Raw genomic sequence first — 15,607 nt, forward strand, 5'->3', positions numbered from 1 at the left:
CACTGTTCGCCTTTTTTATAAACAGCGATAAGGCAATAAGCATACACCTACGTTTCTTTCCCCTTAAAATACTGCATATGAAAAATGTAAAAGCTATATTTACTTTTTTAAATAAAGCTTACTCCTATGGTAAATACTAACCATTGGTATTCGTAAGATTCACTCGGGAAAAGGAGTAATGAATCATCACGTACTTCAAGTTAATAGGGAGCATCCCTATTTGGTTAGTTTTATCTTTATGAATAAAAAAGTAGATAATGGTAATATTTTCACTTACAACATCTTGCAAGGGGGAGCTTGTAATTTTAAACAACGAACAACTGGCAGCCAAAGCACATGAGTTTGCCTTAATTCACGAAATAACGGCTGCCAACGAAGTTGCAAAAAGATATTGGCATGCCTTTCGGTCAGATTTGTCCAGTCTGCATAGTTTTGCAAAACATTTACGAAATAACAAAGTGGAATGTAAGCAACCAGCTGAAGATTGGCTGCTTGACCACATCAATTTTATTGAAGTACAGGCACAGGTTGTTTTTAAGGAATTGCCCCGCACAACGTTAAAAAGGCTTCCCAAATTGCGGACTGATGGGATGCCGAGAATCTACGCCCTTTGTAACGACTATCTTAATCATGTGGACGGTCGCTACGACGTCGTATCATTCGAAAGATACCTGATGTCCTTCCAGGAGGTTTCGATTCTCAAGGATATAGAATGCTGGACATTACTGAGTGCGATGCGTGTCATAATTATTCATCGGTTATCCGAATTGATGCAAGAGGTACGGAAACGACACGAGTCCTGTCATTCTATTATGTCGTTAATCGAACAAATTGGCTCCAAAAATACGAACGATTCAAGAATCAAAGCCTTATTGGAAGAGAAAACTCGCAAAGGAAGCTTAGATCCAGTTCAAATTGTCCACTTGGTCCAGCATTTGAGTGAATTGGAACCCAATATCCAAATTGTTCACAACTGGATTGCAGGCTATGTGGAAAACAGCGAATCCAGTCTCGAACAAATGGTATCGCTAGAACATCAGTTACAGGCAGAGCTGCAAGTGACTTGCGGCAACCTGGTCCAAAGTTTACACGTTATCGAGCGTCTACCATGGCGGATAACCTTTTCAAAAATATCTTACCTTGAACAAATTCTTCTTTCCGATCCATACAGTGATTACGGACGGCTCGATCTTGAAAGCCGTGACTTCCTCCGTGGAAAGGTTGTAAAAGTGGCCGATCAGTTGAATGTATCGGAAACCCTAGTCGCGCAAACCGCCCTTCGGCTTACAGCGTACTGTGAAGAGGAAATGGATCAAGTCGAAAGCCTTGCGCGCGGTGCCTGCCTACCCTACTATTTGCTGGATCCAAAAGGAATTTCCATCCTGCGCAAGGAGCTCTGTAAGGTGGCTAGGCCTCGGGTGCTACCACACCTCGTAATAAGAAGACAGCCGTCGGTTGCCTATTTTCTGAGCTTCTTCCTTTTATTTACTGGGTTGATGATCATCACCGGGAAATGGGTATTAGCAGGGTTGGGAGTACAGCCGCTGGCTTGGCTCGCAGTCATCATCGCACTCATTATGCCTGTAAGTGATTGGGCATTATCGATTATTCATCTAATAATAGGAAAATGCTGCCTCCCGACTCCTATCCTCCGTTATGATTTCTCGGAAGAGCTGCCGGAAGATGCAAAAACGATGGTGGTCATCCCCGTCATCTGGTCGAGTCTAGAAGAAGTGGATGATGTAGTGAACAACCTATTGATTCACTATTTGGGAAACAGGCAGCCGAACATATATTTTGGTATATTGGCAGACTTTTGTGATGCCTCTTCCGAAACCATGACAATGGACGATGCATTAGTCGCACATGCCGTGAAACGATTGGATGAGCTGAAGAACAAATACGGGACTGAGAAGTTTTTTCTATTTCATAGATCCCGTCTTTTTAATCCAGTTGATCAAACCTATATGGGCTGGGAGCGGAAACGTGGCAAGCTAGTTGAATTTGTAGAGCTTCTTTCAGGTAGTGACAAAACCAGCTACTCCACCATCCATGGACCAGCAGAAATTTTGAAGAATATCCGGTATGTGTTTACAACCGATTTTGATACACTTCTGCCAATCGGTGTAGTTAGCCGGCTCGCGGGTTCCATCCACTACCCTTACAACCGTCCGAGGTTAAATAAAGAAGGAACACGGGTCGTTGAAGGATTTGGGTTGTTGCAGCCCCGTATTGGCGTGAGTTTTGAGTCTACCCAAAATTCGCGATTTGCCACTTTATGGTCCGGAGACCCAGGGATTGACCCATATTCTTTTGCGATATCTAATGTTTATCAAGACTTGTTTGGTCATGCCATCTTTGTCGGCAAAGGAATCTTTGACGTGAAGACATTTCGAAAAACACTGGTTGACCGAATTCCCGAGCATTCGGTCCTAAGTCATGATCTGCTCGAAGGTGGATTTTTGCGGGCAGGTTTAACCTCTGATATCGAAATTGTCGAGTCGCACCCAGGTACTTTTTACGCTAACGAGCGTCGGGTGCATAGATGGATTCGCGGGGACTGGCAGCTCATCAGATGGGTGGGCAAAAGCTGCAAAGATCGGTATGGGGAAAGAAGGCCCGTTTCTTTAGGCAGCATCACTCGTTGGCAGATTGTTGATAATCTGCGCCGGAGTCTCCGTGCTCCGATCTACCTGCTCACTGCACTGCTTAGTTTTTTCGTGCTCCCTGGCAGGCCTTGGATTTGGGTATCCATCGTTTTTGGAACTATATTTCTTCCATTTTTGGTTGCATTAGTGTCAGCTCTTTTTGGAAGAAGGCTCAATAGGACCATCTGGGTTACGTTTTCCCAATGCGCAGTACAACTAATTACTTTGCCGTTTACTGCTGTGCTTTCTTTAGATGCTATTTTGCGCACACTCTACCGCTTGTTCATTAGTGGGAAGAATTTACTGGAGTGGGTCCCATCTGTCAAGACAGATCGAGAAGACACGAAGAAGCGTGTTTTCCTGTTTGAAGTATCTGGTTATATCGTTATCTTCCTGTTTGCTTTACTCGCTTTCCTTTCTGGCGGGGTGGTTGAACGGATATTCGGTGGAACAGTTCTTTTGATTTGGCTTCTTGCACGGCCTGTCATCCTGTTTTTAAATCAGCCACAAACGACAGAGAAAAAGACATGGCTCCATGATGCGAAGACTGACCTAACAGAATTAGCCTCGCAAATCTGGGCCTTTTATGATAAATATGTCACGGAAGCGGATTCCTGGCTGCCGCCTGATAACGTGCAGTACCTACCAAAAGAAATCACTGCCCATCGGACGTCGCCAACCAATATTGGGTTATATCTGGCATGTGTTGTGGCCGCCCGGGATCTGGACTTCATTGATACGCCAGCCATGCTGGACCGGATCGAATTATCCATAGAAACGATTCAGCGAATGGAGAAATGGAATGGGCATTTGATGAACTGGTATGATACGTGTACCGCAACACCGCTTTACCCTAAATACGTTTCGACAGTCGATTCTGGAAACTTCATAGCCTATTTGATGGCAGTGGAGCAAAGCCTGATTGAATGGAGCAAACGGGAGGAACATTACCAAGACCGTTTCCAGAACAGCATTCATAACCTTGATCAACTAATAGAACAAACCAATTTTGCCGCATTGTATAATTCGGATGAACGGTTGTTCTCGCTGGGGTACCATGTCGATTCTGGCCAGAAAGATTCCATTCTTTATGACTTGTTGGCTTCTGAAGCAAGGCAGACAAGCTTTGTTGCCATCGCTTTGGGACAAATACCAGTTTCACACTGGTTCTCGTTGGGACGGACGATGACAAAAGCCGGACAGTACAAAACATTATTATCCTGGTCAGGAACTATGTTTGAGTATTTAATGCCCAGGCTGATTATGCGTACCTACAAAAATACAATCTGGGATTCGACTTATCGAGGCGTCGTTCATCAACAGCGAAAGTATGCAGACCAGTACCAGCTACCTTTTGGAATCTCGGAAAGTGGTTATTATGCCTTTGATTATCAATTGAACTATCAATATCGTGCTTTTGGTGTTCCAGGGCTTGGACTTGATCGCGGTCTTGAGCAAAATCTGGTTCTTGCCCCCTATGCCACCATTATGGCGCTTCCTTATGCTGGTGAAGCAGGTCTAGCCGCCTTAAGCAGGTTTAGAGACCTGGGTGCAAAAGGCGAGTTTGGTTATTTTGAAGCCGTTGATTTTACGGCCCCTAGACTTGCTAATGGCGAGCAATACCAGATTGTGCAAAGTTACATGGCGCACCATCACGGCATGAGCATGCTGACCCTGAGCAATTTATTATTGGATGATCAAATGATTAACCGTTTCCATTCCGATGCTCGCGTTTGTACGGCTGATTTGCTTTTACAGGAGCGCATTCCTGAAAAAGCGGCTCTACTGAAAGAGCCTATTGGACTGCATAAGAAGTTCACCTCTTTTGATGAACATTTTGACAACCTGGAACGGTCATTTACGAAACCAACCATTGTTCCCGAAGTAAACGTCCTGTCAAACAGCCGTATGTCAAGTATGAGCACAAGCAGCGGGACGGGCATGCTGTCATGGAATGGTCTTTCCATCACCCGATGGCAGGAAGATCCCGTTGTTGATCATTCTGGCATGATGATTTACCTTCACGAGAAGACTTCAGAAGAAACATGGAGTATTACGAACTTTCCCTGTTATTCCATACAAGAGTCAAGTTCCGTTTTTCGCTTGGACAAAACAACCTATGAAGGATCCTATCGTGAGATCTCATCTAAACTTGAAATAACAGTGGCCCCTAATGTGGATGCAGAGATTCGGCGTCTGCAGCTAGTTAACAATAGCGACCAAGACAGGTTATTAGAGGTGACCACGTTTTTAGAATTGGCACTCGCAAATCCTTCAGCAGTGAGTGCACATCCAGCCTTTAGTAAATTATTTATCGACACAAGCCACGATGCAGAAACTCAATGTTTATTAGCCAAAAAACGCACCCGTGAGGATGAAGAACAGGAGATATGGGCCGTGCATTCCGTTTATGTGGATGACCCTAGAGCACAAGAATACGAATTTGAGACAGATCGTGCCCAATTTATCGGCAGGGGGCATTCCTTGAAGGAACCAAAAGCCATGGTTTCAACCCTAAACGGACTAATTGGCTCAGTTGTGGACCCGGCATTTGTTATGAGACGGCGCATTTATTTGGCGCCTGGAGAAGCAGCTATTGTTTACATTGTGACAGGTGTGGCAGAAAGCCGCAGGCAGGCACTCGACATTGTTCAGCAGGTACGGGAACCAAAGCAGGCTGACCGGATGTTTCATCTTGCATTGGTCCGCTCGCAAATTGATCTTCGGCACCTGCACCTAACGCCAAAGCAAGCTTCGGACGCCCAAAAGCTGGCAGGACGCCTTCTCTATACCTCAGCCTTCACACCTTTGCGCAGGAAGGCTATTGCACAGAATAGTTTAGGCCAGTCTGCCTTGTGGTCCCATGGCATTAGCGGAGATGCCCCGATTGCGGTTGTTTCAATTAAGCATTCGGCAGATTTGCCATTCGTAGTATTGACGGCACAACAACACCAGTACCTGTGCAGGCTAGGATTAGAAGTCGACCTGGTGGTGCTTGATGAGACCGAGGGCGGGTACCAGGATCAACTCATGAATCGTTTAAGGGATCAAATGGCGGCCAGGGGGGTGGGACAACCGAGGCATATAATCGGGTTGAAGGCTTCACAACTTGACGAAAAGGTTCATACCCTCCTAAAAGCAACGGCCCGTGTCTGGCTGCGGGCAGGAGGTCCGAGCCTGGGTGCACAGCTGCTTGCTTACGATGCTCCTTTACGTCCAGAACAGCATCAGCCTATAGCCGAACGAAAAATCAAAAAAAGCAGCCCATCATCCCATTACTCTACTGAAGGCGAATTCTTCAATGGCTGGGGAGGCTTTACCGAGGATGGCCAGGCCTATCAAATTTACGTGCAGAACGGCTCGTATTTGCCGAGGCCGTGGAGCAATATCCTAGCCAACCCACAATTTGGTACCTTAATCACGGACCTTGGCACCGGATACAGCTGGTGGAGAAACTCTAGGGAATGTAAACTCACTCCCTGGACCAATGATCCTGTTCTTGACGAGCCTGGAGAGTGCCTCTACTTACAGGATCTCGATACAAATCATGTCTGGTCGGCAACCCCAAAACCAGCAGGGGCTCATTTGAACTACAAAGTCACACATGGCAAGGGATTCAGCCGTTTTGAACAACTGGATGGAGATGTAACACATACAATGGAAATCATTGTTCCATTGAAGGATACGGTTAAATTGCTCCAGCTGCGGCTACGCAATAGAAGCCAGTCTAAAAAACGAGTTTCCCTTACCTATTTCGCAGAATGGGTTCTCGGCGTCACACGTGAAGCACAGGCGCCCTTTATAATTACTGAATGGGACGCGGAACATAAAGTGCTTCTTGCCCGCAATTCCTTCCAGGAAACATTTCGGGATGCCGTCAGCTTCATGCATATCGCAATACCCCAGTCGCCTGGGCAATCAGACAACTTGTATTCCTGGACAGGCGATCGGGAGGAATTTATCGGTTATGGCGGGGCACTAGTTTTTCCCGCAGGTCTTTTGCAAAAAGGACTCTCTAAACGGACAGGGGCGTTTGCCAATACGTGCGGGGCCCTCCAAACCGTCGTTGAGATTCCCGAGGATGCTGAAATAACGGTAACCATTTTGTTTGGTTGTGATTCATCCAAAGAAAAGGTTTTTTCGCTTATTAGAAAGTATAGTCACCCATCTGCTTTCGAGGAGACACGTTCCAGCGTTGCAGATTATTGGCTGAAGATTCTAGGACAAGTACAAATACAGACACCAGACAGGGCCATGGATATCATGATGAACGGCTGGCTATTGTATCAATCGCTTGCTTGCCGCCTATGGGCACGGACTGCATTTTATCAAGCTGGAGGGGCATTTGGTTTCCGGGACCAGCTGCAGGACTCGCTTGCATTTTTGCATACCGACCCTTCCATTACACGAAGGCAAATACTGATTAATGCTGCTCATCAATACCAAGAAGGAGATGTCCAGCACTGGTGGCATCAAGAAACATTTAAAGGGATCCGGACTAAATTTTCAGACGACCTTCTCTGGCTTCCGTATACCGTTTCCCGCTATATTAACCAAACTGGGGATTACGATATTCTGAAGGAGATGGTTCCATACCTTCAGAGTGATGTTCTGCGTGAAGAAGAACTGGAGCGATACGAAGATACAGTTGTGTCTGATAAGGCAGGTTCACTTTTGGACCACTGTCTTCGAGCCATTAACCATTCATTGAAATTTGGGGAGCATGGGCTCCCGCTCATGGGGATTGGCGACTGGAATGATGGCATGAGCCGTATCGGTGCAAAGGGACGTGGGGAGAGCGTCTGGCTCGGATGGTTCCTTCTTGATATCCTGAATAGATTTTCACAGTTTGAAGACGGCGTACTCCCACCTGATGTGGGGGAATATTTCAGTACCTCCACCCAGCATCTGAAGGAAAGTCTCAACCTTCATGCCTGGGATGGCAGCTGGTTCCGCCGGGCGTTTACGGATACAGGAACATGGATTGGATCTGATGTTAACACGGAATGCAGGATTGACGCCATCGCCCAATCATGGTCCGTCATCTCTCAGGGCACCACAACTGAGCGTCAGACTCAGGCCATGGCTTCTTTTGACCATGAGCTTGTCGATCGCGATTTAAATCTTGTAAAGCTATTGACAGAACCATTTGATGTAACTAAACCAAGTCCAGGTTACATTCAAGGGTACCCGCCTGGGATCCGTGAAAATGGCGGTCAATATACCCACGGTGTCATTTGGGGTATTGTCGCCTGGGCAATGTTAGGTCGTCAGGACAAAGCCTTTGAGCTATTTTCCATCCTTAATCCAATCAACCATACGCTCACCAAGAGGGATATCCAGACATATGGAAATGAACCATATGTGATGTCTGCTGATGTATACACAGCGAATCCTCATCAGGGACGCGGCGGCTGGTCCTGGTACACCGGAGCATCCAGCTGGATGTATCAAGCAGGCCTGGAATATGTATTGGGAATCAAGCTTCAGAAAAATCAACTTTCTATCAAGCCTTGCGTACCGAATGAATGGGAATCCTTCCATATCAACTATGTATACGGAAAGACAACCTATTCGCTCGAGGTTTACAATTCCCGTGATTCTTCTGGTCCAGTCAAATGGGTGGTTGACGGTGAGGATGCCGGAGATCTGACATATCTGAAACTGGTGGATGACGGCCTGGTTCATCACGTGAAAGTATTTTTACATCATCAACAAGCTACCATTTGATAATAAAAGGCAAAGGTAACAGAAAAACAAGGGGCGTTAAACCTTTAATTGGTTTAGACGCCCCTTGCTCTTCTAAGGAAGTGTTCCGGTAAATTAAGTGCCCACAGCTTCTTTCCTTCAAAACTGACCCTTCCTTTACAAGTTTTAATAATCCTTTTTACTACCTCCATTCCCAGCCTAAATTCAAAAAACTGCCTCTATTTATGATACGGTTCATTCCTGTTAATTCTAAACGCCCGATAAATCTGCTCCACCAAAATCAACCGCATCAGCTGATGGGGGAAGGTCATCGGGGAAAAAGATAATTTTTCATTTGACCTGGCCAGCACCTCATCACTCAATCCTAATGAACCGCCAATCACAAAGGCAATCTTGCTTTTGCCGTAGGTGGCGAGCTTATCTAGTGATTCTGCCAACTCTTCCGACGATTGCATCTTTCCCTGGATTGCCAAGACAATCACATATGTATCCTGGCTGATTTTCGCTAGAATCCGTTCGCCTTCTTTTTGCTTCACCTGAATCATTTCTAGTTCACTTAATTGCTCTGGCGCCTTTTCATCAGCGACTTCAATAACCTCGACCTTTGCATAGGCCGACAAACGCTTCAAATATTCCTCGATTCCTTGCTTCAAATACTTTTCTTTTAATTTGCCAACCGTAACAATCGAGATATTCACAATCCACAGCCCTTTTCAACTTGATTATAAACAGCATACGAACAAGATATCCACAGAAGTTATCCACATATGCACATTTTTTGTCCACATTTTGTATGGAATCATTTGTTCGCCACAACATATACAGCCTGTTTTTCGCAAAATCCACAGGTTGTTGATAATTTATCCACAGGAATTTTATCTAAAACGGGAAAAGTTTCATATTCAATCACAATTGACTCTAACGCGATATCCACATGTTCTTCACAGCTATAAATCATTTTTTCTTCACCTTTCCAAAGAAAATCTTCTTATCCACAATTTTTATCTTTTTACTTAAACCTCATACATCATACCAAAATCAAACAGGGAAGTGAATCACTCACTCCCCTGTTGCAACTTATTGTGTTCTTTCGCCGGCTAATGTTAATTTGGTTTCCTTTAAATCGCCGCCGCGATAATATTTAATTGTCATTTGTTCGCCAATTTTCTTTTCCTGGTATAAATGCTTCCTCAGGTCAATCACATCATTGATCTTTTTTCCATCCATTTCAACAATGACATCCAATTCTTTTAACCCGGCCGCCGCTGCCGGTGAGCCTGGTACGACCTGGCGAATCGCCACCCCATGGGTCACATCCCGTGGCAGCTTTAAAGCTTCTGCCTGATAATAAGCCGGAATTTCTTCAACAGATTTTAAGTCGATACCCATATAAGGTCGCTTGACCGAACCAAACTGCTCAAGGTCGTTAATTACCGGCTTCGCTGAATTAATTGGAATCGACAACCCAATACCCTCAACCGCTGATTGGGCAATTTTCATCGAGTTGATCCCAATCACCTGCCCGGCCATATTAATAAGCGCCCCGCCGCTGTTCCCAGGGTTAATGGCGGCATCCGTCTGCAATACTTCCGATTGCCAATCGACGACCCCATCCTGGTTGATATCTGTCGGGATGGCCCGATTCAACCCCGAAATGATCCCTTGGGTGACAGAACCGGAGAAGGTCGGGCCAAGCGGGTTACCGATGGCAATGACTGGCTCACCCATTTTTAATGCATCTGAATCGCCAAACTCAGCAACTTTTTTAATTTGTGCTGCATCAATCTCTAGGACGGCTAAATCTGTCCAAATATCGCTTCCAAGTAGGGTTGCAGGAATCTTCGTCCCATCCGACAGGCTGACCTCCAATCTGGAAGCACCTTCGACAACGTGATGGTTTGTCACCACATAGGCTTTATTGCCTGCCTTCTTATAAATGACACCTGAGCCGGTTCCTGCCGGATCTTCCCTGTTGTTTCCTTCTTCGAACCAAAAGCTTGACGATGACGATTGAAGATTATTGATTCCGACAACCGCCTCTGCCGTTTTTTCAATGGCATTGGTCGTGTCGGTCTTCACGTCATAAGAGATTTGCCGAACGACCTTTTGATTATTATTTCCATTGTCGGTGGCAGTTGGGTCAGTCTGGCCCGGTTCCACTGTATAAGGAAGAACACCTCGTTCAGACAAGGCAGGAATCGAAATAATCACGAGCATGGCGCCCAGTACCGCGCCCACTAAACTAGCGATTAAAATTCCGCCTCTGTTTCCTTTCTGCTCCCGATATCGATTTGGAGAATGATCATCATAATACCCCATGTTACACCATTCCTCTCTTTCGAAACAATTGCTAAACTATATTTTGGCTTATAATAACAATTATACTCTTTCAGTGAGAATTTACTTAAAAATTGCATATATTTACATAAAACTTACGACTTTGTTCATAAATTTTTAATAAAAAAGCGAGGCCCCTGAAAGACGGCCTCACTCAATAAGAGAACTGCTACACTGCTGTTAAAATCGTCGGTATTTTCGGATCGGTGTCATACAATTCAAACTGTTCGCCTACAATGACGCCGCGGCTTTGTAACGTTTGGGTCACCGACATTCTGGCCAGGTCCTTCATGTTATTATCAAGGCTTAAATGGGCAAGATAAACTCGCTTCGTTTGGTCGCCAATACAATCGCTCATCGCCAAGGCGGCATCCTCATTGGAGACATGACCAACATCACTCAAGATCCGGCGCTTGATATTCCATGGGTAACGCCCCATTCGAAGCATCTGGACATCATGGTTGGATTCGAATATATAAACATCTGCATTGGAGATAATCCCCTTCATTCGGTCGCTCACATAGCCTGTGTCCGTAATTTGCACAAGCTTCCTCCCGCCATGATGAAAGACATAGAACATTGGCTCGGCAGCGTCATGGGAAACACCGAACGATTCAATCTCAACTGAACCAAAGCTCTTTACCGATTCCATATCAAACACAAACTTCTGTTCAGTTGGAATCACCCCGACTGAACTTTCCATCGCCAGCCACGTTTTTTCGTTGGCGTAGACAGGCAATTTATATTTACGGGCAAGAACCCCGATTCCTTTAATATGGTCACTGTGCTCATGCGTGACAAAAATGGCGGACAGCTTGCTAATATCGCGGTCAATATGCTCAAACAGCTGCTCCATTTGCTTGCCGCTGTGCCCGGCATCCACAAGGAAGGAGTGTTCATCGGACTCTACATATAGAGCGTTCCCGGTACTGCCGCTAGACAGAATGCTATAACGTAAAGACATACTATTGTTCACTCCACATTTGTTTTTTCATCGCTATTAAATTGAATAATTTGCCCCTCAAAGGCGTTGACATACAGGCTGTCCTTATCATTCACGACAATTCGCCAGGTTGGGGCAAGTACCTGGGAGGCCGCCAACTGAATCCTCGTTGAGTAACCGAGTTCAACATTGGTAATCTTGGATTTCTGCTTCAATTCACCCTTTTGGTGCAGGGTTTCGATCGCCTTCAAGGGCGTCAGGATTTCTTCTTTTGCGGCTAACCTTTCGATTTCCTCCAGATAGGTTTGCTGATAGGCTACAATCTGGTTATCGGAATTAACCGTAAAAACGATCATGCCATTAATATTTTTATATAATCGGAAGTTCTCAAATTGTTGAAAATAGGTTATCGTATTTTTCTTGTCATCTTTTTCCCCAAACTGATATTGATCTCCGTTTAGGATATTTTCCTTTATAAAAGAAGCAAGCTCGGATGGCTCAAATTTATTGCCTAACTGAAATGGCTTTTCCAACTCTGCTATGAGCGTGGTTCCAGGGTCTTTCACAACAGGAATCTGCCCTTTAAGCTTCATTAGATCACTTTTTGTAAAAGATTTTGGCTGGGCGCTCAAATACTGCGCCATAATTTGCGTTTTGGGGAGTTCAACCTCAATCTTGATTTCTTGCCCCTTAAGCTTATCTTCAAATGAAGTCTCTGTCACCACTTCAAAATTATTGGCATCCCGGATTTTCATAAATTGAAATAATAAATACACATCCAAAATCAAAAAAGTAATGATAAAAATTGTTTTAATTTTACTCCAATCCACGATTAAATCCCCCCAGTTCTTCCATCGTAATCTCGCCCCACGTTCCGTGATAGCGATAGAACCAGGCTGGTTCTAGGAGGATTAGCCGATTTTCTTCCTTATCCCGTTCCATCCGATAGCCCAAGACCAATTCTTCCAAAAGCTCCGGTTTAAAATTCGGTCTGCTCTGTAAAAACTCAAGGGCCTTATGTCCTGAAGGTCGGGTGACCCGCTGCATTTCCGTTGTTAACGGAAGCTCAAGCACTATATTCGGCCGGATATATTGATTAATTTCATTGCGACCCCAAGTCTGATAAATTTCTGAAAGTCCCCTGTCATTAAACACAGGGTATCCTTCAGTTGTATACAACCGAAAAGTGACAGAGGCTTGGTATTCATTTTTATAAACATAGCGATAGGTGTCTGTCCATCCGCCATGCTCGTTAACAAAATCAATACTGCGCTTGACCAGATCGTAGGAGGTTTCCACATAATCGTCCTCCGCTGTCGGATTGACATAAGAGAGGATGTTTGTATCATTATTGACCGTCATTTTGCTTGTATCACTGCTATACTCTTCATTCTGCCCGACAGAATTTCTCTGGACAAAGCTTGGGTCCCTAAACAGGGCTTCTTTAAATTCATCGGAATTAAGGGTGACCGGCAAATATTTGTAGACAAACATTTCTGTTTCGCCGTCTGGCAAGAATAGCGTCCTATTTTCACTTGCATCAAAGACAAAATATCGCGGCAGCTTGGCAGCATTTTTGAAAAAATCCCTGTTAAAGGCATTTAAATTAGCGGGGGAGATGTTGCTGATGTACACCTGCCCAGTTGCTGTTGAGACAAAATAAACAATTCCATTTTCACTGCCTGTGTTTTCAACATTGATGATGATTCGGTTAAAGTTGAACGTCGGTACCTTCTTGCCTTCAATATTTAGGACACTTCGGTATAATTCGATTGGAACCTCGCCGGGAAAAATAATTTCCGCATTCCCGGCCCCATGGGTTAACTCCTTTAAATTGCTAACCTTTTCGGTGTAATTCTTGACATCAAAAAACGACCAGCCGCTTAATTCCTTAATGAGTTTATCAAGCTCGGCCGCATTGTTCGTCCCAAAATGGTCCCCTTTGTAATGGTATAAGACCCGGTCAGGTCGAATAATTTTTGGAATTTCCTTTTTCTCGCTTAAACTAACTTCGGAAATGGTATTGTCGCCATTTTCCATCGTTTCCAAATTAGGCTGATAGGTCCATAGATTCCAGGTGAAAAAAATACTCACTAATACGAGAATCAATAGTATGATGGACTTGATACTTTCATATTTCATGACCAATCATCCTCTTCCGTATACTCGAACGGCAATGAAAACGAAATCGTCGTGCCCTTTCCTTCCTGACTTGTCGCCCAAATGCTGCCGCCATGAGCATTGACTATTTCTTTGGCAATGGCAAGACCCAATCCTGTTCCGCCCATTTTGCGCGTCCTTGCTTTATCAACGCGATAAAATCGGTCAAATATTTTTCCAATACTCTCTTTTGGAATGCCTACTCCTTGGTCTGAGATGCTTACCACCATGGTGTTCTGTTTTTCCTTAATCGAAAATGTAACCCGGCCGCCTTCTGGAGAATATTTTAAGGCATTTGAAATAATGTTGTATAACACTTGGGTCATTTTATCTTCATCGGCTTCAACAAAAATGGCGTGATCGGGAAGCTTTCTTTTTAGCGTCACATTCTGCTCCTTCGCCACTTCAAACCGGTCAATAATCCGGTTAAAGAAGTCAACAAAGTTCACCCATTCCATCTTCATCCGATAATCGGTGCTGTCCATCTTCGACAGCGTCAGCAGGTCATTGACAAGGCGGATCATCCGCTCGGTCTCGTTCCTGGTCACTTCCAAAAAGTTCGGCGCGATTTCCTCGTCCTGCCACGCCCCGTCCGCCAAGGCCTCCAGATAACTCCGCATCGTTGTAAGCGGCGTTCTCAGTTCATGAGATACATTGGCGACAAACTCCCGCCTTTCCGCATCAATTTTCTCCTGCTCGGTAATATCATGGAGCACACAAATCAACCCGTTCACGAAGCCTGTTTCTTTTTGAATCACAGAAAAATTGGCCCGAAGGATAAATCGCTCCGATTTCGTACTATAATCAAGGATTAACGAATCCTTTTCCTCTAGCAGATCTTCAAAGGTATTTGTATCGTCCAAATCCAATAACGATACGATTGGCTGGGATAGAACTGTTTCACGTGAAACATTCAGCATCTCAGCTGCAGGCTCATTGATTAAAATGACCCGGCCTCTTCGGTCGGTTGCTATGACCCCATCGGTCATATAAGACAGGACGGAGGAAAGCTTGCGGCGTTCCCCTTCGGTCATCGCTTGGGCTTCCTGCAGCTTCTTCGTTAGATGGTTAAACGTCATCGCGAGTGTCCCAATTTCATCGTGCCCGTACACTTTAACCTTACGTGAGAAATTCCCCTTTGCCATCGCCAGTGCGTGCTTTTTCATATCCGTTATCGGCCTGGTGATGGTCTGTGCCAATAAGATACCCAATATAGCCGTTACAGCCATAGCAATCCCAGTACCAGTCGCAAAAATCTTATTAATGGTTTTCATTTGCGCAAACACATTTTCAATTTTTGCCACAAGATAGATTGCACCAATTACTTTCTTGCCCGACTTGATTGGGGTGGAGAGGACCCAAATCCGATGCCCGGATGGCTTGTCCAGTAACACGGCGCTCTGGTCTTCTTCCAACACCATGGATTGCTTAACCCTTAATTCTGTCGTTCGCTGTCCGACAACCCCCTGATTGCCGGGATGGGAAGTGCCTAAAATTTTCAGCGACCGGCTTTCTATTACCCTTACTTCGGAAATGTCACCAGCATTATCAAAATCCCTAAGAATTTTCTTGATGTCCTCCTCGAGTGAAGGATCTTCCGGCGTCCGCTGCTTTCCCATCTCCTCGCGAACATTATAGGCAAGCAAATTTACACGTTGTTTTATCGATGTCTGAAAATTTGTCCGCAGTGTTTCCTCCAGTTGCCTGACAAAATAAACACCAATGATCTGCATCGCCACTAAGATCAGCAGGACATAGATGAGGACGAATTTAACGTGTATTGAGCGAAAGAAACCAACTTTTTTCACAA

Annotated in this window: 8 protein-coding genes; 1 reads left to right on the plus strand and 7 read right to left on the minus strand. The window is 45.0% G+C overall.

Annotation, left to right across the window (positions count from 1 at the left end; genetic code table 11):
* The first annotated feature begins 257 nt into the window (after positions 1 to 257).
* Complete coding sequence (locus AR334_RS12115; protein WP_066310597.1) at positions 258 to 8,378, plus strand: glucoamylase family protein; 8,121 nt, start codon at positions 258 to 260, stop codon at positions 8,376 to 8,378.
* Between the two features lie 197 nt (positions 8,379 to 8,575).
* Here the strand turns inward: AR334_RS12115 and rlmH are convergent, their stop codons facing one another.
* The 7 genes from rlmH to walK form a co-directional block, all read right to left on the minus strand.
* Positions 8,576 to 9,055 (minus strand): 23S rRNA (pseudouridine(1915)-N(3))-methyltransferase RlmH, encoded by a 480-nt coding sequence (rlmH, locus tag AR334_RS12120; protein ID WP_066310599.1) that lies wholly within the window; start codon positions 9,053 to 9,055, stop codon positions 8,576 to 8,578.
* A gap of 101 nt (positions 9,056 to 9,156) precedes the next feature.
* Entirely contained in the window at positions 9,157 to 9,315 is a 159-nt protein-coding gene (locus AR334_RS28870) for a CxxH/CxxC protein (protein WP_082692913.1), read from the minus strand.
* 119 nt (positions 9,316 to 9,434) lie between these two features.
* Positions 9,435 to 10,676 (minus strand): S1C family serine protease, encoded by a 1,242-nt coding sequence (locus tag AR334_RS12125; protein ID WP_066310601.1) that lies wholly within the window; start codon positions 10,674 to 10,676, stop codon positions 9,435 to 9,437.
* 187 nt (positions 10,677 to 10,863) lie between these two features.
* Entirely contained in the window at positions 10,864 to 11,658 is a 795-nt protein-coding gene (locus AR334_RS12130) for an MBL fold metallo-hydrolase (protein WP_066310604.1), read from the minus strand.
* A gap of 8 nt (positions 11,659 to 11,666) precedes the next feature.
* Positions 11,667 to 12,467 carry a two-component system regulatory protein YycI gene (locus AR334_RS12135; protein ID WP_066310607.1) on the minus strand — a complete coding sequence of 267 codons (801 nt, stop codon included), beginning with the start codon at positions 12,465 to 12,467 and terminating at the stop codon, positions 11,667 to 11,669.
* Positions 12,454 to 13,779: a YycH family regulatory protein gene (locus AR334_RS12140; protein ID WP_066310610.1), complete on the minus strand. Its 1,326-nt coding sequence runs from the start codon at positions 13,777 to 13,779 to the stop codon at positions 12,454 to 12,456. Before AR334_RS12140 ends, AR334_RS12135 begins: the two co-directional genes overlap by 14 nt.
* The gene (walK, locus tag AR334_RS12145) at positions 13,776 to 15,605 is read right to left on the minus strand and encodes a cell wall metabolism sensor histidine kinase WalK (RefSeq protein WP_066310613.1); all 1,830 of its coding nucleotides are present in this window, start codon (positions 15,603 to 15,605) and stop codon (positions 13,776 to 13,778) included. The genes AR334_RS12140 and walK overlap by 4 nt, the downstream gene beginning before the upstream one ends.
* Between the last annotated feature and the right edge of the window lie 2 nt (positions 15,606 to 15,607).

This window comes from Bacillus sp. FJAT-29814 (genome assembly GCF_001510715.1).
Lineage (GTDB): Bacteria > Bacillota > Bacilli > Bacillales > Cytobacillaceae > Neobacillus.